13 protein-coding genes are annotated in these 19,158 nt (G+C 58.8%); 7 read left to right on the top strand and 6 right to left on the bottom strand.

Annotated features, from left to right (window positions below):
* Positions 1 to 104 precede the first annotated feature (104 nt).
* The 4 genes from ACRXB1_RS10985 (at position 105) to ACRXB1_RS10970 (ending at position 5,184) form a co-directional block, all read left to right on the top strand.
* Complete coding sequence (locus ACRXB1_RS10985) at positions 105 to 1,451, top strand: hypothetical protein (protein WP_449492010.1); 1,347 nt, start codon at positions 105 to 107, stop codon at positions 1,449 to 1,451.
* 38 nt (positions 1,452 to 1,489) lie between these two features.
* Positions 1,490 to 2,500, top strand: coding sequence for a glycosyltransferase family 2 protein (locus ACRXB1_RS10980; RefSeq protein WP_062001184.1), 1,011 nt, complete (start codon positions 1,490 to 1,492; stop codon positions 2,498 to 2,500).
* Positions 2,501 to 2,537: 37 nt separating this feature from the next.
* Positions 2,538 to 3,848, top strand: coding sequence for a lipopolysaccharide biosynthesis protein (locus tag ACRXB1_RS10975; RefSeq protein WP_062001183.1), 1,311 nt, complete (start codon positions 2,538 to 2,540; stop codon positions 3,846 to 3,848).
* A 148-nt stretch (positions 3,849 to 3,996) separates the two neighbouring features.
* Positions 3,997 to 5,184, top strand: a complete 1,188-nt coding sequence (locus ACRXB1_RS10970; protein WP_449492009.1) for a glycosyltransferase family 4 protein — start codon at positions 3,997 to 3,999, stop codon at positions 5,182 to 5,184.
* A 48-nt stretch (positions 5,185 to 5,232) separates the two neighbouring features.
* Here the strand turns inward: ACRXB1_RS10970 and ACRXB1_RS10965 are convergent, their stop codons facing one another.
* Positions 5,233 to 5,823: a phosphatase PAP2 family protein gene (locus ACRXB1_RS10965; RefSeq protein ID WP_449492008.1), complete on the bottom strand. Its 591-nt coding sequence runs from the start codon at positions 5,821 to 5,823 to the stop codon at positions 5,233 to 5,235.
* A gap of 55 nt (positions 5,824 to 5,878) precedes the next feature.
* Positions 5,879 to 7,087: an O-antigen ligase family protein gene (locus ACRXB1_RS10960; RefSeq protein WP_075360099.1), complete on the bottom strand. Its 1,209-nt coding sequence runs from the start codon at positions 7,085 to 7,087 to the stop codon at positions 5,879 to 5,881.
* A 1,246-nt stretch (positions 7,088 to 8,333) separates the two neighbouring features.
* Here ACRXB1_RS10960 and ACRXB1_RS10955 point away from each other — a divergent pair.
* Both ACRXB1_RS10955 and ACRXB1_RS10950 read left to right on the top strand, forming a co-directional pair.
* Positions 8,334 to 9,845 (top strand): mannose-1-phosphate guanylyltransferase/mannose-6-phosphate isomerase, encoded by a 1,512-nt coding sequence (locus ACRXB1_RS10955; protein WP_174362456.1) that lies wholly within the window; start codon positions 8,334 to 8,336, stop codon positions 9,843 to 9,845.
* A 30-nt stretch (positions 9,846 to 9,875) separates the two neighbouring features.
* Entirely contained in the window at positions 9,876 to 11,252 is a 1,377-nt protein-coding gene (locus tag ACRXB1_RS10950) for an undecaprenyl-phosphate glucose phosphotransferase (protein WP_062001177.1), read from the top strand.
* A gap of 54 nt (positions 11,253 to 11,306) precedes the next feature.
* Here ACRXB1_RS10950 and ACRXB1_RS10945 read toward each other — a convergent pair whose 3' ends face one another.
* On the bottom strand, positions 11,307 to 12,893 hold the full coding sequence (locus ACRXB1_RS10945) for an esterase/lipase family protein (RefSeq protein WP_449492007.1): 1,587 nt from the start codon (positions 12,891 to 12,893) through the stop codon (positions 11,307 to 11,309).
* 280 nt (positions 12,894 to 13,173) lie between these two features.
* On the opposite strand from ACRXB1_RS10945, the gene ACRXB1_RS10940 reads away from it, so the two are divergent.
* Positions 13,174 to 14,673: a SulP family inorganic anion transporter gene (locus tag ACRXB1_RS10940; protein ID WP_449492006.1), complete on the top strand. Its 1,500-nt coding sequence runs from the start codon at positions 13,174 to 13,176 to the stop codon at positions 14,671 to 14,673.
* Between the two features lie 25 nt (positions 14,674 to 14,698).
* On the opposite strand, the gene ACRXB1_RS10935 is transcribed toward ACRXB1_RS10940, so the two are convergent.
* The 3 genes from ACRXB1_RS10935 to ACRXB1_RS10925 all read right to left on the bottom strand — a co-directional run.
* Entirely contained in the window at positions 14,699 to 17,875 is a 3,177-nt protein-coding gene (locus ACRXB1_RS10935; protein WP_449492005.1) for an EAL domain-containing protein, read from the bottom strand.
* A 164-nt stretch (positions 17,876 to 18,039) separates the two neighbouring features.
* The gene (gene speG, locus ACRXB1_RS10930; RefSeq protein WP_174362677.1) at positions 18,040 to 18,594 is read right to left on the bottom strand and encodes a spermidine N1-acetyltransferase; all 555 of its coding nucleotides are present in this window, start codon (positions 18,592 to 18,594) and stop codon (positions 18,040 to 18,042) included.
* Between the two features lie 72 nt (positions 18,595 to 18,666).
* A partial coding sequence (locus ACRXB1_RS10925) for a hypothetical protein (RefSeq protein WP_449492004.1) occupies positions 18,667 to 19,158 on the bottom strand: 492 nt, incomplete at its 5' end.

The raw sequence follows: 19,158 nt of genomic DNA, 5'->3' as shown, positions 1-19,158 counted from the left end.
GATGGGCAGGTGCACCGCAAGACGTTGCAATGTGGCGGCAGATGGGCATTTCCTGGGGACGCGACGTAGCGGGTCCGGGACAGCCTGATTCAGCGCACGACGCAATGCGTGTTGACCGGACGGGTCCAGGCAACACCGGCACGCGCCGGCTGACGCAGTTGATCGGAAGCAATGGATGGGCAGGTGCACCGCAAGACGTTGCAATGTGGCGGCAGATGGGCATTTCCTGGGGACGCGACGTAGCGGGTCCGGGACAGCCTGATTCAGCGCACGACGCAATGCGTGTTGACCGGACGGGTCCGCAGTACGACAGCAACCTGCCGCCGGTGCTTCTCAGCAACAACCGCAATGGCTTTCGCTCGCTCTTGCTGCTGGCCTACACGCCGGGCTGGAACGCCACGATCGCCGACGATTCGAAATCCGCGCCCGTCGATGTCGATGCGTGGACGCAGTACGTTGATGCAGTCGTTCGCAAGTATTCGGCGCCACCTTACAACGTGCGCTACTTCCAGATCTGGAACGAGGCGGCGGGGCGTCTGTCCGGAGGCCTGAAACAGGCGACGTTCTGGCACGGTCCGAGCGCGGACGGCGACAAGGACGGCGTGTATGACCGCGCCATGCAGGACTACGTGGAACGCATCCATATACCGGCGGCGCGGATCATACGCAAGTACCGTTGCTTCATCGTGTATGGCGGCTGGCCGGACCAGGGCGGCGTCGAGACGTACATCAAGTGGCTCGAATACAGGAGTCCGGTTGTCAACGCACGCATGCTCGACTGGGTCGACTACATCGACATTCACTACATGAAGGTCGCCGAGCTCGACCCGCTGTATCAGCGCTATGTGCGCAACGGTCCCGCTCGCGGCCTCTGGCAGACGGAGATTGGCGATCGCTACATGGAAGATCCGCACTACATCTCGCGGTACTTCTTCGACTTTGCGGTGTGGGCGCTCGACCGGAACTGGGATGACCCGGACAAGTATGTATCGATGGTCTTCCACTGGGACGGAGTCGAACCCTTCCGTCTCACACAACGCGGAAACCCGCGGACGTACACGGTTTCGGGCCGTGCGTTGATCGTGTTGAACAGGACAGTGCCGGGCGCGCTTCAACGCGTGCCGGCGCAATTGAAGCCAGGACCGGATGTTGCCGCCGGCGCGGTGTATTCGGACAAAGACCTCGTGTTCCAGGTCGCAGCGCCAAGCGGCTGGCGGACGATCTCGGTGCCGGGTCTCAAGGCGCCGGTGTCGAGCCGTGCAGAGGTGAGGTTTATCGATGCGCTTACAGGGCAGGCGGCACCCGCGAGCGACGTTGCGCTGACCTGGGACCAGAACGCCCTGAACATCCGCTTCAAGGTCCCGCAAAACGTAAATGGAGCGCCTAAGAAAGCGCCGGAAGTGCCAGTACATCTGGCGTATATCGTCGTCAGTTCGCGGCAGGTCGCGTGACTGTGCCGATCAGAATCAATAGCCCGTACAGAGGCATTATGAAAGACGTGACCATCGTCATCTGCAATTACAACTATGAGCGCTTCATTACGCAAGCGATCGATTCGGCGCTGGGCCAGGACTATCCGGCAACGCGCGTGGTGGTCATCGACGACGGCTCGACCGATGGGTCGCGCTCGATCATCGCGAGTTATGGATCGCGCATCAAGTCGGTGTTCAAGGAGAACGGTGGACAGGTCTCCGCTTACAACACCGCGGTCGAGATCATCGAAACCGACTACGCCATCCTGCTCGATTCCGATGACCTGCTTTACCCCACGGCCGTGTCGGAAGTCATGCGCGCCTTTAACGCAGGCGACTACACGAAGGTGCAATTCCGGCTGGACGTGATCGGTTCGGAAGGCGAGTTGACGGGTACGCACGTACCGCATTCGGAGCCGCCGGCGGACTGCGGCAGCTTGCTTAGACGCGGCTGGCTGTATCCGTCACCGCCGGCGTCGGGCAACGCATATCGCGTCAGTGCGCTGCGCGAAATTTTTCCCGTGCCGCAATCCAGCGTCAACCGCTACGGCGCCGACTTCTATGCGATCTATGGCGTGGCGCTGCTCGGCCCTGTTGCGACCATTTCCAAATCGTTGGGCGCTTACCGCGTACATAACGCGAGCGCTCCCAGCGTGTCGTTCGCGAATTCGGAAAGCCTGACCAAGGCGCCCAAGGCGTTGAACATGCGTTGGGCGACGCTCAAACAAATTGCGCGCTCGCGTCTGAACGTGGAATTGCCGGCTTCATTCCACGACTTCTCGCACGAGAAAGCGCATTTTTGTTCGGGTGTTTATAACGCGCCGCTGGCTGCACGCTGGCACTGGATGACGCGCGAATCGCATGGCTACCTGCATTCGATTGTGGCGAACCCCTTTTGGGGCGTTAAGAAGAAAGTAGGCACGCTCGTGCTGTCGAGCTTGTGCCTATTGCCGTATGCGCCGTTGTCGGACTACGCGGTTCGCTACATCGCGAACCCGTTGGCCCGCCGTCGCGTGGCTGCACGCTGATTCAACCTGTGCACCACGTAGCTTAAGAGGAAGCGGAATGGACAAGAAAGAAAACGCCAAGATCCTGGTGTTCGTTTATGGCGGATACGTCATGAGGTATTTGTACCTCATCGTCGTCATTCCGTTCTATGGACGCGTGCTTGGCGTAACGGAATACGGCCGCGTGCTTGCCGCAATGTCGCTCATGAATGTGATCTGGATGCTGTCGAGCTACGGGTTCACGTTTGTTGGCATGCGCGACGTCGCCAAGTCACACGAGGCAAGTCATCACAACGCGGTCTTCTCGCTGCATTCGAGTGCGCGGGTTTTTACTTGCGCGATAGGCATTGCCGTTGGCGTCGTCGCCACGCTTTGTTCGCCGTCGCTGGCTGCACGCCCCGCGATGGGCCTGCTCGCAACCGCGCTTGGCATTGTGTCTGCATTGAACCTTGGCTGGTTGTTTCAAGGACGCCAGCGCTTTCGCACGCCGATCATTCTTGAGGTCGTCGGCTTTGCGCTCAGCCTGGTCCTGATCTTGTCGATAGTACGAGGTCCCGCCGACTCAGTCTGGGTTGTCGCAAGCTTGCTGATTGCCGGCGCGATCTCTGCCGCGATTTCATATGGCCTGACGTTTGCGCATATTGGATTCCCGCGGTTCAAGCTTGACGGTATCGTCCCGCTCATCCGCGGCTCGACCATGTTGTTCTGCTATTCGACGGGTTCGGCGGTGCTGACGGCGTCATCGACGTATCTGCTCACGCTGCTGTCCACGCCGCCTCAGGTCGGATATTTCGGTGCGGCTGAACGCTTTGCCACGATCGGCCTGAGCCTGATGGGTCCCGCAGCGCAAGTTTTCATCCCAACCATTTCGCGCCAGCTCGCACAAAACGATAACGAGGGTGCGCGTATCACCAGCCGTCGCGGTGCGACCTTGCTGATGGGGTACGGCTTGCTTGCAATGTGTGGCGCGCTGACGCTGTCGCCTTTCATCCTGCCGCTGATTCTCGGCGCCGCATTCGCGCCAAGCGCCCATGTGCTGCAATGCCTTGCCGTCATGTTCCCGTTCGCTGCCTTCAATCAGTTCGTCGCGTTCTATGTATTCGTGCCGCGCAAGAAGGATCGCTTGCTTGCAATCGCAGGACTCGCATCCGGCGTCGCCAATCTTGCGGCCGCGCTTTACCTCGCACCGCGTTATGGCGCGATCGGTATGGCGTTTGCGCGCGTGATTGGTGAAGCCACGCTTTCCGTCATGCTGATGGGCCTGATGGTTCGTTCCGACATGACGGGGTTGTTGCCCGGCTCGGCTCGGGCCCTTGCGATGTTCCGTACTGCCTTCGGTCCGCGAACGCCAGTCAGCGGCAAGGAATGAACCACATTTTCGAATCCAGCGCCGGGCGTCTTGCGTTTCAGCCCGGCGTGAGGCTCCGCCAGGCGCCGGTCTTCGTCACGCTTTGCATGACCCAGAAACAGCGGCGCATCCAAGGGCGCTTTCGGCCTTAAACGTACAGGAGGTAGAAGTGAAAGTTGCTATTGTTCACGACTGGCTGGTGGTGTCGGGTGGCGCTGAAAAAGTGCTCCAGCACATTATTGAATGCTATCCGCAAGCCGATGTGTTCGCGCTCGTCGACTTCCTGAAAGATCGCGCATGCCTTAGAGGGAAGTCGGTCAACACATCGTTCATACAGAAGCTGCCGTTTGCGAAGAAGCGGTATCGCGGATATTTGCCGCTCATGCCGCTTGCCATCGAACAACTCGATTTGTCCGGCTACGATCTCGTCATCTCGAGTTCGCACGCGGTTGCCAAAGGGGTTCTGACAGGCCCTGATCAGATGCATGTCAGCTATGTGCATTCGCCGATTCGCTACGCGTGGGATCTCCAGCATCAATATCTACGCGAATCAGGCTTGGCAAATGGTTTGAAGTCGGTGATGGCGCGACTTCTGTTGCACTACATTCGCGGTTGGGATGCGCGCTCGGCCAACGGCGTGGACCACCTCCTGGCGAACTCGCAATTCATCGCAAGGCGCATCAAGAAGGCGTATCAGCGCGATGCAACGGTGCTTTATCCGCCGGTCGACTTCAAGGGCATGACCTTGTGCACGGAGAAGGATGACTTCTATGTGACGGCGTCGCGCATGGTTCCGTACAAGCGCATCGACCTGATCGTAAAAGCGTTTTCGCAGACGCCGGAGCGCAAACTCGTTGTGATTGGCGATGGTCCCGAGATGAAACGTATCCGCGCGGTTGCCGGGGACAATGTCACCATCCTGGGCTATCAGTCGTTCGAAGTTCTGCTCGATCATTTGCGCCGCGCACGTGCGTTTGTCTTTGCCGCGGAAGAAGATTTCGGCATTTCGATTGTGGAAGCGCAGGCTTGCGGGACGCCTGTCATTGCGTATGGCAAGGGCGGAGCGCTTGAATCGGTGATCGGACTTCCGCGTGAACGGCCAACCGGCGTGTTCTTCCGTGAGCAGACGACGGAGTCGCTACTGGACGCCGTCACTCAATTCGAAGCCAACGCAAGCCTGTTCGATCCGCGGCAATGCAGAAGAAACGCCGAACGTTTTTCGGCGGAAAACTTCAAGGCAAAGCTGGTGGACTTCATCGATGCAAAGCTGCCGCGCGCACGCCCGGATGTGCCGTTCCTCTATCCGGTGAAGGACGTCAAGCCGGCCGAAGAACATTCGCTGGTGGATTACGGCTGAGATGTGCAGGTGACGCTGCGGGTGACGCCAGACAAAGGCGTCACCCGACTAGAAGAATCGCGCGATATTCGCCGCAAAACGATTATGAAGGCCGGCGGAGTGAGCATCGATCAGCCGTTCGAACGGCGCGGTGTGTCCGTAGGTCAGCACCGAAACAAACAACAGAGCTGCTGTGACGCCGACGGGACTAAAACGCTCCGTTGCCACGCGCCAGACGCTTCGCAAGACTGCCGCCGCAACCAGCACACCCAGAGCCCATCCAATCGCCACTTCCGATAACGAATGCGAATGGTCATGCACGCGTGCGAGTCCCGTCAATGCACCCAGCAAAAGTCCGGCAACTACGCCGATGTAAGGCGGCTGGCGCCAGCTCCTTAGTAGCAGCGTGAACGCCACGGTCCACACGGAAGTCGACAACATGGCGTGTCCGCTGATCACGCGGAAATCAAATGCGGGAAACGAGATGTCCCAGCCGGCGTAAAGGATCTTCGTCACGCCAACGAGCGCCATGCCAAGCGCGAGCGCCAGCACCCAGCGAAATGCCAGCCGTACATCCGATCTCGCGATCCAGACGGTGCAGATGAACGCTGCGGGTAACGTCATGGCTGCATCGCCAATCTTGGTGAACACTGGCCACATATGAATGAAATGTCCTTGTATTGATGGGCCGCCTCTTTCCGGGACGGCCCGTCGCTTACATTGAATAGCGGGCCGGCGGACGCCATGCCAGTAACAACGACACCACGAGCGAAAGAATCAGCACGTTCGACGGCGACACCAGCCGGTGCTCCGTCGCCGCCATCACGAGCAGGCAGATCGCCGACAACTCGACGAATCTGTAGGCAGTGAAATTCACACCTTTCTCGGCGATGGCCGAAATCGCTGCGCCGTCCTTGGCCCACTGGATAAGCCTCCAGTAGAACGCGAGCATGAGCGTCAGTCCGACTATGCCAGTTTCCGCGAGGAAGTTCAGATACGAGTTGTGAGCATGTGAATCGCTATGTTCGACGGTGATCCCTGAGGGAATGCCGACTAGTCCGAAGTACGAGGTGACAGTATGGATCTGGTCATCGAACGAACCAAAACCCAATCCGATGATCGGGCTCTGCTCGAAGTAAGCGAGAGCGCGCGGCCACAGCCATTCATAGCGGATATTGAGGTTGGCGACCTTCGCATCGGAGTTCGCGATGGTGAAGGTGTAGCCCATGTAGTTGACCGTGGGATCGGTGTTGTGGATTGCCATCGCAATCGAACCGGCGAGAAGTACGACGATGAGCGTAGCCAGGCACCAGCGCTTGCGGCCAAGGAACAGGTAAGGCAGGACTGCCATTGCGCCCAGCAACGAACCCCGGCTATAGGTTGAGAAGAGCATCAGCAAGTTGAATCCGAGCATCCCAAGAAGCAGCTTGCTGCGTTGCTGCAGATAACAGGCGAGACCGAGGCAGAACAGCATGGCGAGGAAGCCGCCCGCTGCGTTACGGGCAATGAAGTAGCTGCCGAAGCTCAGGTCCGGATTGGTGAAGATGCCCAGCAAGCCGCTTTGCGTGATGTAGTACAGATACAAAGGGACGTTCAGCACAATGGCAAACGTGTAGAACGTGCGCAAGACCTTGTTCAGATCCCATCGATGAATGTAGAGGCAGCCTGCAAGGATCGGTGCATAGGAGATGAAGAAGTTGCCATCGCGCCTGTAAAACTCGAAGGTCACGAGAGAGATCGGGTCGTACAGCAAGGTCGAGATCACAGCGAGCGCAGCGAACGCGACAAGCGGAGTGATGAACCGCGGATAATTTCTGCCGAAGAAGCGCCAGCCGCACAAGAAGATTGGCAGCAAGCCAACCGCGCTGAGAGGCACAAGATTGGTGACGGTAAGAAATAACGCCAGCAGCGTTATGTAAGCCATTGCGGGTCCTTATGTTGAGACGGCGCACGGCCGTTCTTTTGACGACCGGCAAGATGCGGCCAGTACGGTACTGCAGGTCAGGTCAAGGTGGTCCACTAATATGAAGAGCGCACAACGCATGCGTCGTGCAGTCACGCGGGATTTTACCGGTCCCGGGTGACCCGTGGGACCGGCCAATTTAAATGTGGGGTCTTAGCGGAACCTGTTCGAGACCCACAATGCAGGAACGTTCAACTCTTATGCAGAGCGCGGCGTCTAAGACAGATGTTTTGGCGTAGAACAACGACCTGATGATTGAAGGAAGGTCACGCTAGCAATGTGTACGCGAGTGCGTCTGCTTATCGTGCAAAATGCTTGCAGTAATCACGTTGTTGATTTGAAAGCGTATTCACCTGTACGGCCTTTAAATACAGTTTTCTTAATGGCGGTTCACGCAGGTAAATCAGAGCGTATTTTATTTACACACTGTCACATTATCAGCAATGCTGACGTATTGCGGCAGCCCTCCAGTAATTCCCTTGGCCAAGGTCGCGAGGATGACACACAGGCCCGCGCCAAAACCTCAACCCTTTACGCCAGGAAAACCCTAATGCAATTTACTCTGCATATGATTCGGTCATCGATCACGCGTTTTCGAAACCTGGCTGGCTCAGGAACGTCATGCGTTATCTCAGGCTAGCCGATGCGAGAGGATCACTGCTTTCTGGTCCTTGCAAGCTTCACGTTCAACGCTACCTTACTTCGCAAATTCAGTTGTTCCGGGTTTTCTTCTTCGCTGCAGAGCTTTGTCGCACAACATCTTTGGGCTGTTCAGGCCAGTTGCTTGCTGCTGTGTATCCGTACCTCAGATGCAGGACCTAAGTCGACTCAGGATGTTTGAAGGAACCTCCGGTTCATTCTTTAGACCTTAAGCGTGGCATTGGATGATCAAGCCGCGCTGCCAAAAAAAGTTTCAGGCGCATCCGGCGCAGTTGCGATTGCCAGCACGCCGATTCGCGCACGTACGGCACTCGTTGACGTAATCAAGCGAGCGCGCTCAGCCGACAACAACGGCACGATCCAAGCCGATCAAGCCAGGAGACGCATGACCTGCTGATTCGCATTTTCCAATGCGGGACGGGAATTGTCCGCGCGATGGAATCCACGACACATTGCAGGGCAAATTATTTACGCGTTTTCATCGCGCAGAAATATTGAGCGCGCAGAGAAACGCCCGGCAACGGGCTCAAGTACAAGGAATTTGAAAATGGACAAGCTTAAGTTGGGTACGGAAGATGCCGCAGGTGCAACAGTTGTGGAAGGCGCAGCAGATTGCAGCCGCCTCGTACAAGTGATCCTTGCGGGTGGTTCCGGCACGCGTTTGTGGCCCGTCTCGCGTGAACATTTTCCCAAGCAACTGATCGGCGTGATCGGCAACGAATCCTTGCTGCAGGCTACCGTGATGCGCATGAAAGGCTTTCCGGCGGGCTGGGAAGTGGCTGCCGACCCGGTCATTGTCTGCGGTGAGGATCATCGCTTTGCAACCGGCGAGCAAGTGCGTGCGAGCGGCGTGACGGCGCGTATTGTCGTTGAGCCTGCACGCCGCGATACCGCTCCGGCACTCACGCTTGCAGCATTGACCGCTTGCGCCGACGGCAACGATGCAATCCTCGTTGCAATGCCGGCGGATCACGCCATTGCCGACCTTGCTGCGCTTCACGGCGCGATCGATATCGCAGCACGTCATGCGCAAGCCGGCGAGATCGCCACGCTCGGCATTCCGCCGACACGTCCCGACACCGGCTTCGGCTACATCCGTCTTGGCGATTCGCTCGATCACGGCGCGCACATGATCGAACGCTTTGTCGAAAAGCCCGCAGCCGAACTCGCGGGCCAATATGTTGCGTCGGGCAACTACTGGTGGAACAGCGGCATCTTTATCGTGCGCGCGTCGGTATGGCTTGCAGCGCTCGAACAGCTTCAGCCGGACATGCACGCAGCATGCGTGGCGTCGTTCAAGGAGGCCACGCGCACCGACGAATACTTCCGCCCGAACGCAGCGGCGTTCGCAACGTCGCCATCCGACTCCATCGACTATGCGGTGATGGAACACCTCGGCAAGCCCGGTTCGCCGTTCAAGGGCGTGGTCGTGCCGCTCGAAGCAGGCTGGTCCGATCTCGGCTCGTGGGACGCCGTATGCGATGCACTGGAGAAGGACGAAGACGGCAACGTGGGAAGCGGCCGTGTGCTGTTCGAAGGCGCGACCGCGAGCTATGCGCGTTCGGAAGGCGGCAGGCTGGTTGCATGCGTGGGCACGAACAACATCATCGTGGTCGAGACGGATGACGCCGTACTCGTGGCCGACCGGTCACGCGTGCAGGACATCAAGGGCCTTGTGTCGCGTATCAAGCTGTCGAAGTCGCCCGAAGCGGACATGCACAGAAAAGTGCGCCGTCCGTGGGGCTTCTACGATTCCATCGACAACGGTCCGCGTTTCCAGGTCAAACGCATCGTGGTGAATCCGGGCGCTCGCCTGTCGCTGCAGATGCATCACCATCGCGCGGAACATTGGGTCGTGGTCACCGGAACGGCGCTCGTCACGCGCGGCGAAGAAGAAATTCTTCTCAGCGAAAACGAATCGGTCTATATCCCGCTCGGCGTGAAGCATCGGCTGGAAAATCCGGGCCGCGTGCCGCTCGAGATCATCGAGGTGCAGTCGGGCACGTACCTCGGCGAAGACGACATCGTCAGGTTCGACGACAAGTACGGCCGCAGCTAAGCAGGTAGCCAATCGTTCGGGGAGAAGAACATGCGCGGAATAAGCAAGCTACTAGCGAGGCTGTTCGACGTTTCGATGATCGTGGGCGGCGCGCTCATCGCTTCACAGATTCGTTTCGACGATGTATCGCAACGGAGTTTCTATCTGGCATTCGTGGCCTTTGCCGCGGCGTTTTCGCTTGCCGTGTTTCCGGCATTCGGCGTGTACGAATCATGGCGGGGGCGCTCGAAAGGCGCGCTTGCCGGACAAGTCGCGCTGAGCTGGCTCATCGTGCAGGCTTGCGCCATGGCGTTGATGTTTTCGCTGCATCGCATCGACTTCGTGTCGCGCCTCTGGTTCGTGTACTGGACCGGCATTTCGGGCGCCGCGATGATCGCGGGACGCATGGTGACGCATACGGTGCTCGGGCGCGTACGCAATGCAGGGCTGAACTTGTCGCAGGTCGCTATTGCAGGCATTGGCGATCACTGCGATGCAATCGTTCGCAAGATCGATACAGCACCTGCCGCGGGCTTTCGTGCAACGGCTGCATTCAACGTGCAGGCCGGCACGAAAATGAACACCCGCGTGCCGGTGTTCGACGACCATGCGGCGTTCGCCAGTTATGTACGCACGCAGAACGTGGCTGAAGTCTGGCTCGCGTTGCCGCTGACGGAAGAACGCACGATCCTGAAACTGGTCGATGAGTTCCGCGACGACCTCATCAACATCCGTTTCATGCCGGACGTACGCACGCTTTCGCTATTCGAAGGCAGCGTGACGAGCCTGCTGGGCGTGCCGACGATCAACCTCGCTGCCTCACCATTGCCGCCGAATGCGCTGATGCAGAAAGAGGTCTTCGACCGCATCTTCGCAGCCGGTGCCTTGCTCGCTGTGTCGCCGATCATGATTGCGTGCGCGATTGCCGTGAAGCTCAGTTCGCGAGGCCCTGTGTTCTTCAAGCAACGCCGCAAGGGCGCCGATGGTCAGGTCTTCAACATCTACAAGTTCCGCTCCATGCGTCAGCATGTGCAGAAAGCAGGTGTTGTGGAGCAGGCCACGCGTGGCGATCCGCGCATCACGCGGGTAGGTGCGTTCCTTCGACGCACGAGCCTCGACGAATTACCGCAGTTCATCAACGTGCTGCGCGGCGAAATGTCGGTGGTCGGCCCACGCCCACATGCGCTGGAACATGACGACCTGTACCAGAAGGTCGTGTCGGGCTATATCCATCGATACCGGATCAAGCCGGGCATCACCGGCTGGGCGCAGGTCAACGGCTTTCGCGGCGAGACCGATCGGATCGAGAAGATGGAAGGGCGCGTTGCGCATGACCTGTATTACCTCGGCAACTGGTCATTCGGGCTCGACATGAAGATCATTGCTGCAACGGTGTTCAAGGGGTTTCGACACTCGAACGCTTATTAACAAGCGCTATTTGTGAAAGAAGAAGGGCAGCGAACGCTGCCCTTTTTTACGTCATCACCACGGCCGCACCACCATGCGCAGCGCGCCCTTGATCCCTGGCGTACTGGCGCTGTCGAAGGGAATGATCACATCCGGTGGGACGCCCTTCGTGAAGTCGATGGCAGTTATCTGCGTCGTGCCGTTCGCCCATCCGTATTCCACTGTCCATGGACTCGCCGCCGCATTGCCCGGCGGTGGTGTGACGCGAACGATCGCATTGCCCTGGAACAGGTCGGCGCCTTCATAATGTCCGTCAGGCCAGAAGCGCTTTTCGATTTCATAGTCAGGAACCTTGGCCGCGAAAATCATTGCGTACGAAAGCGTGGACGAACTTCGGTCGACGCGCGACTTCTTCGAAAGAAACACGCTGCCCAGATAGATCTTTCTTGCGTTGGCGTCGGCGCCGGTCAATTGCTGGTGGGATCGAACAGCGGGTGAATCCTCCACCGACTTTCGGCGCGTGAGGAACCAGCGCTTCCCTTTTGGGGCGGCGCACATCTCGAACTGGTAAAGCGCCGTGACACTCGATGCCTGCGGTACCAGTTCATCAGGCAAGGTAACGCTGTCTATGTCAGCCCAGATTTCTACGCGTACATCGCCGAACAAGAACCTCACCAGGTTCTGGTACGCCTCTTCCGAATTGACGATGCCGAAGTAGCCCGAATGCGACCGGAACGCGTAGTTGGTGGCGACTTGCCGGGTTGCCATGTTGTCATCGACGCCCCAGAGCGACGCGTTATCCACGCGCACCAGTCCGTCGCTGCCGTTGCCTACGAACGCGCGAACAACACCTTGCAGCACTTCGTAATCGCCGCGATTCGTTCCGACCATGCAAAAGATCCGGTCCGATGGCATCGCGCTTTGTGGAATCAGATCGACACGGCCATTGAATTGCGGCGAGATCTGCTGGAGGTTCAAATACGTGGTCATCTCGTCGCGGTTGAACGTGTTCGCCTGTTCCGCGGTGAGCCAAGACGGCACGTTGATGCCGAGCACATCGATTCCATTGTGGGGCGTGGCGAAGGTAAAGAACTTGTCGGCAGCTTCGCGCATCGGTCTGAAGTCTTCGCTCGTGTTGTGAAGAAACGCACGCGCTACAAGACCTCCCATGGAATGCGCCACGAGGTAATACTTGAAGTCCTTGTCGGTCATCGGCGGGCTGCCGTCGGCTGGCCGATGCTGCAAAACGAGTTCCTTGACGCGCTTCAACAGGTCGTTCAGGCCTTGCGCATAGACTTCGACCTTTCTGGATTTACCGTCGCCGAGAAGTGCCGAGCCGTCGTCGTAGTACCGGTAGATGATGATCGATGAAGCGGGTATTCCGGGAATCGAGTTGCCATTGTCATCTCGTGGTGGCGACCAGTCCGGGTCCATGATGTCGTATCCATCCTGATACACATGCTGGTACTGATATTCCGATGCAAGCCGGACAAGCGGCGACTCGAACACGAACTTCGCGGGCTGCCTGTCCGAAGCACCCGTAGCCCTATACAGCGTGGACCCTACGTTGAAACCGCAGAACGGGTCCGCAGCTGTATCGTTTCGCTCCGATACCGTCATTGCGTAGCCGCGAATGTAGATGATGGGATAGCGATTGGGCATGGCGTCTCCGTTTTCGTTTTCGCATACCGCGTAAAACGATCCAGGGCGCATGTTTTTTTAAAGGCAATGCTCGAGGCCGTTTTTAAGCGTTTGCCTCAAGTGTTGTAAAATTTGGCCTTGCTTGTTGTGTCCTCATCTTCTTCACATCGTCACCCCTTGATCAGACCCATGTAGTTGCGCAGGCATTGTCCACACGTCATCACGGCTCCCGGTAGTCAAAACGCACACACCATCTGCCGGCGCTGATCCTGTATTGCTTCAAGCACAATCCACGCACCACATGAAAACCGGCTCTTCTCGGCAGCGGCAAAGCCGCTTCGCCCACGATATAAAAAGCAACGTCCTCGCAGGCCTCACGTCGTCATTCGCGCTCGTCCCTGAATGCATCGCCTTTGCGCTCGTGGCACAAGTGAACCCATTGATGGGTCTGTACGGTGCTTTCATGATCTGCACGATCACAGCGTTGTTCGGCGGACGGCCCGGCATGATCTCCGGTGCGGCGGGCTCCATGGCCGTGGTCATCGTTGCGCTGGTTGTTCAGCACGGCGCGCAGTATCTGTTAGCCACGGTCGTGCTGAGCGGCCTGATCATGGCAACGTTCGGCTTGCTCAAGCTCGGCAAGCTGATCCGCATGGTTCCGCATCCGGTCATGCTGGGGTTTGTGAATGGGCTGGCGATCATCATTGCCATGGCGCAGCTCGAGCACTTCAAGCATGTGACCACCGAAAGGGTGCAATGGCTGCAAGGGACCGAGCTGTATGTCATGTGCGGCCTCGTCGCGTTGACGATTGGAATTGTCTATTTGCTGCCGCGGCTGACGAAAGCGATACCGCCGGCACTGGCTGCGATTGTCGGTATCGGCGTGCTTTGCCAGCTTTTGCACGTTCCCACGCGTACGCTAGGCGACATGGCCCATGTTGCAGGCAGCTTGCCCGTGTTCCAGATTCCCGCCGTGCCCATGACGCTCGAAACGTTGGGCATCGTGTTGCCGTATGCGGTGCTGATGGCGATTGTCGGCTTGCTGGAAACCCTGCTTACGCTGAATCTCACCGATGAAATCACCAGTACGCAAGGTCAGCCCAACCGCGAATGTCTCGCGCTTGGCGCGGCGAACGTGGTGTCGGGTCTCTTCGGCGGAATGGGTGGATGCGCAATGATCGGCCAGACCATGATCAACCTCAGTTCAGGCGGCCGTACACGTCTTTCGGGCGTGGTCAGCGGCGTCATGATCCTGCTGTTCATCCTGTTCCTGTCGCCGTTGATCGAGCGCATTCCGCTGGCGGCTCTGGCCGGCGTGATGCTCGTCGTGGCGCAGCAAACCTTCGCATGGGGATCGTTGCGTGTCCTGGGAAAGGTGCCCCGCAGCGACGCGGTCGTGATCATTGCGGTCACCGTCATTACGGTGTTCACGGACCTGGCCATTGCAGTGCTCTGCGGAATCGTGATCGCCGCGTTGAACTTCGCGTGGCAGCACGCCCGTGACATTCATGCCGATGTCACCGCCAGCCCGTCCGGCGACAAGACCTACATCCTGCGCGGCACGTTGTTCTTTGCTTCGACAACGCGCTTTCACGAACTGTTCGATCCGCTGAAAGATCCAGGCCGGATCGTCATCGATTGCGGTCATTTGCATCTTGCCGATCACTCGGCAATAGCCGCGCTTGAAGCGTTGAACCGGCGCTACGAGAAGGTCGGCAAGCAGCTCGCGTTCATTAATGTGTCGCCGCGAAATCAACGCCTCCTGCAACGGGTAGGATTCGATTTCGCAAGCGCTTCATAACGCTTTCAAGCGTGTGTGACGACGTTCAAACAAGTGCTTGTTCGTCGGCCCATGTCCAAAGCAGCGAGGGTTCCATGGGGCGCGCAAACAGAAACCCTTGCAGTTCGTCGCAACCGATACCGCGCAGAATCCGCGCCTCGCGCTCGGTCTCCACACCTTCGGCCACGACCTTCAATCCAAGCTCATGTCCGAGTCCGATGATCGATTTGATCACGGCGAGATCGCCGGGTGCATCGAGCATGTCATGCACGAACGCGCGATCGATCTTGATGCGGTCGAGTGGGAAACGATTGAGGTAACTCAGGCTCGAATAGCCCGTGCCGAAGTCATCGAGCGAGAGTTTCACGCCGAGCGCACGAAGTCCGGTAATGGCATCGAGGTAGTTCTCCGCGCTATCCATCAGCACCGTTTCCGTGATTTCGAGTTCGAGCAAGGCAGGGTCTACCTCATGGGCCGCGAGTGCATTGCGCAAGGTCTCGACAATATTTGTATCGCGTAGCTGGATGGCGGAGAGGTTGATCGATACCTTCACGGTCATGGAGTCTTCGTCGCGCCATTGCGCAATCTGGCGGCATGCTTCGTCGATCACCCAAGCGCCAATGGAGATGATCAGGCCTGTCTCTTCGGCGATGTGAATGAACTGCGCGGGTCCGACCGGTCCAAGCTCGGGATTGGTCCACCGGAGCAGACCTTCGACGCCCGCGAGTGCGCCGGTTTGCGCATCCAGGCACGGCTGGTACGCGAGCCGTAATTCGTTGCGCTCGATCGCCGAGCGCAGGCACGTTTCGAGCGATAAACGCATCCGCGTGCGCTCCGCCATGTCGGGCGAAAAGAACCGCACGAGGTTGCGACCGTCTGCCTTGGCCTGGTACATGGCGGCATCGGCGTTCTGCATCAGCGTGCTGATGTCCTGGCCGTCGGCGGGGTACATCGCCACGCCTATGCTGCTCGATACCTTCAGCGTAAGTCCGCCGATCTGATGCGGTTCGCGTAACAGCGGAATGAGCCTTTCATCGATGATCTGCGCCGCTTCCGCAGCGTTGCACACCCCGCTGAGCGCAACGGTAAATTCGTCCCCGCCAAGACGGCTGACTGTATCGCCCGAGCGAACCGCGGCAAGCAGCCTGCGCGATACGGAGCGCAGCAAACCGTCGCCAACATGATGGCCGAGCGAATCATTGATGTTCTTGAAGCGGTCCAAATCGATGAACAGCACCGCCGCGCAACCGCCGCTGCGTTCTGACTTGTGCAATTCGTTGTCGAGCCGCTTGGAGAAAAGTGCGCGGTTTGGAAGCTCGGTGAGCACGTCATGCTCCGCGAGAAACTGGATGCGTGCTTCGCTGCGTTTGCGCTCGGTGACATCGATCAGCGTGCAGATGTAATGCGAGACGTTGCCGCGTTTGTCGCGCACCGCGCTCACGATCAGCCACGCCGGATATTCGCCGCCATGCGGGCGCCGGACCTGCGCTTCGCCATGCCAGTTGCTCGCGCGTCCCACCGCGGCGGCGACGTTCAACCCCTCGTTGCTGCCGGGCAGTCCAATCGAAATGAACTCGGGTTGCTTACGCAATACATCGTCGGCGCCGTAACCCGTCGCGCGATAAAACGAGGGGTTTGCGGTAAGCAGACAGTATTCGCTGTCGAGTATGAGAATGGCCTCCGACGATGCCTCGAATACCTTCGCCCACAGTTCCAGGCGCTGCTCCATGAGCTTGATCTGGTCGATGGGCGTGAACGCCGTGAGCACCGCGTCCTGCCCCTGGAAGACGAGACGCCGCGCGGACAGCATGGCCCACGTGGGTTCATCCGTTGCACGCCAGCGGACTTCGAACTGGTCGACAGCGCCACGATCCGATAGCTGCTGGAAAAAGCGTGCCCGTACTGCGGAGTCCAGGCCGCGCGCCCATGGGTCGGCAACGCTGTGGTTCAGCCAGAAGAGGGCGGGCTTGTTGGCGTGGAGGATCTCGTGGCCGGGAATCGCCGTGACGACCATGGGCACCGGCGTGGCTTCCACCAGCGCGTGCTGCGCTTCCGATGCACGCGCCGTCGCGGCAAGTTCCTTTTGAACATCGCGCTCGTGATCGAGTTGTTCGAGCATTTCGTTGAAGCCGATCACGAGCTGCCCGATTTCATCCTGGCTGGGCCAGCTTGCGCGCAACGAATGATCGCCGGTGCGTCTGACGGTATCCATGACGCGTGCAAGTTGGCGCAACGGCCGCGAGATTTGTTGCGCCACGAAAAATACCATCACGAGGATGCCGCACAGCAGGAAAAGCGCCGTGCCGAGATGCAGCCACATGCGCGAGAACAGGCCGCTCACGCGGGCTCGCAGCAGGCCGGTGAGCTCGGTAGCTGTGTCGCGCCACGAATCCCGCGCGAGCCCCACCACGGCCTGTTGTGCCTCATCGGCGGACTTGAGGAGCGCCGGGTCGGCCGCCGCGCCCAAATCGACAGTGGCCCGCGCGACTTCGCGATAGGTTTCGATCGCCTCCAGCATTTTGCTGACCGAAGGCGTGAGCGCCACCGTCAGGCTGTGATTGGCGGCGGTGGCTTCGGCGAAATCGGATCTGAACCCTTGCAGTACGGCGTCGAGCTGCCCTTCGAGCACGAGGTAATGCGTGCGCATCTGCTCGGCTTTCGACGGCGTGACAGGCGTATCGCGCAATTGCGCGCCAATGCCGTTGATGGATTCGAGCAGCGCGGGGTAGCGCAGCACGGACAGGGACATTGCGTAATAGCTGTCGAGGTCCGGATCGAGGATCAGGTTCGACTGGTTACCCACGCGCGTGATGAGTTCGCGGCAGGCGGTGAGTGCATCCGTGACCGAGGCGGCATCGGGTTGCGTTTCCTGCGCCAGCAGCTTCAGCGTGTCGCGCACATGGTCGTTGAGTACGGCGCTTTCCATGTTCGCGCCGTAAAGCTGCTCGGCAATCGCAAGGCGTTCGGCGTCCTGTCGGAGCCGGGCCGACGTCATGTGTTTGCCGGCGCCGATCAGCGTGACGTCGATCAGCGCATCGCGCACGGTTTGGAGATAGGCGTTGCCGACGATTTCCTTGTCGGAGAAATCGATGGCGATGTACTTCTCGTGAATCAGGATGCCGCTGATGAACACCACCGCGCTCAGGTCGAGCAGGTAGATGAGCAGGAGTTTTCGGCCGACTCGCAGGCGGGCCAGCATCCGGAAGAACAGGTTCCGCTTCATGGTGTGCAGCCGTATCGGATCAAGGGCGATGCAACTCGCGCGAATAATGCCACGCCTGTACGCGGTTTATCGGCCTCGATGATCCGTTACTTGAGCGGATACTTAATATTCACATCTGCGGTGCACGGATTCTTCGCGGTGGTGCGTCAAACCACCGCGAATGGCTATCTCGCGGCGCGTGTTCCGGCCTGTGCCTGCATGAGAAATTCGTGCTGAAAAATGCACATGCGGTAGGCGTTGTGATATCTGCCGTTGCCAAAGAACTCTTCAATAAGCTCTGCTTCCCGCTTGAATCCGCATTTTTCGTAGACGTGAATCGCGGCCGTATTCGACACATCCACGATCAGATAAAGCTTGCGCATGTTGAGCACGGAGAACGCATAGTCCGTTGCAAGCAGCGTTGCGCTCGTTGCATATCCCTGGCCTTGCGCACTTGGCGCGATGATGATCTGAAACTCGCCACGGCGGTGGATATAGTCGAGTTCGATCAGTTCCGCAAGGCCGATGGGTTCGCCGGATTTATCGACGGCAACAAAGCGGCGTTCGCGCAGGTCGTGCACGTGACGGTCGTAAAGCTGCGAGAGTTCGGAGAAAGTTTCGTACGGTTCTTCGAACCAGTAACGCATGATCTTCGCGTTGTTATTCAGGCCGTGTACGAAGTGCAGGTCGGTGCGCTCGAGCGGCCTTAGCATGAGCTGATTGTTTTCTTCGATGATCATTATTGGTACTCCGTGAACTTTGGTTCTTCAAAAGCAAGAGCCAATATAACCCACTGGCTGAGCACTGCCGCGTCAGGCGGTCGCGATCAACAATACGCCCGTGCCCACGAGCCCGGCAGTCCAGAGCCTGTCGAAATTGATCCAGCCGCGTCTGAGCACGCCAACGCCGAGCCAGTCATAAACCAGCAGCGCGATGGCACCGGTCACGAACAATGTGGTCAACGTATGCAAGCTGACCGCTGCAATGGAAACGATCAATGGGCCGGATGAATGAACCGGCATCGCACTGCATAGCGGAATCAGGACAGGGATGAGCATCAGTCCTGCGCCGTGTGCGGTCGCCATCAGGAACGACCATACGACGAGCCCGACGAACCCCGTGGTCATGCCAACCCGCACGCGGTGCCGGTGGCCGTACTTGACGTGATAGGCGGCCCACGCAATCAGCAAGGCACCGCTGGCGATGCGGATTGCGTGGCCGTCAAAGACAAAGCCCGTGGCGAGCACGAGACCGGCCACCACGCCGATCGATAACGCATGCCCGAGCGCCATGGGCGGAAGGGA

The sequence above is a fragment of the Caballeronia sp. M23-90 genome (assembly GCF_053574605.1).
The sequence above is the reverse complement of the archived record's forward strand: the minus strand, read 5'-3'. Positions and strand labels throughout refer to the sequence as shown.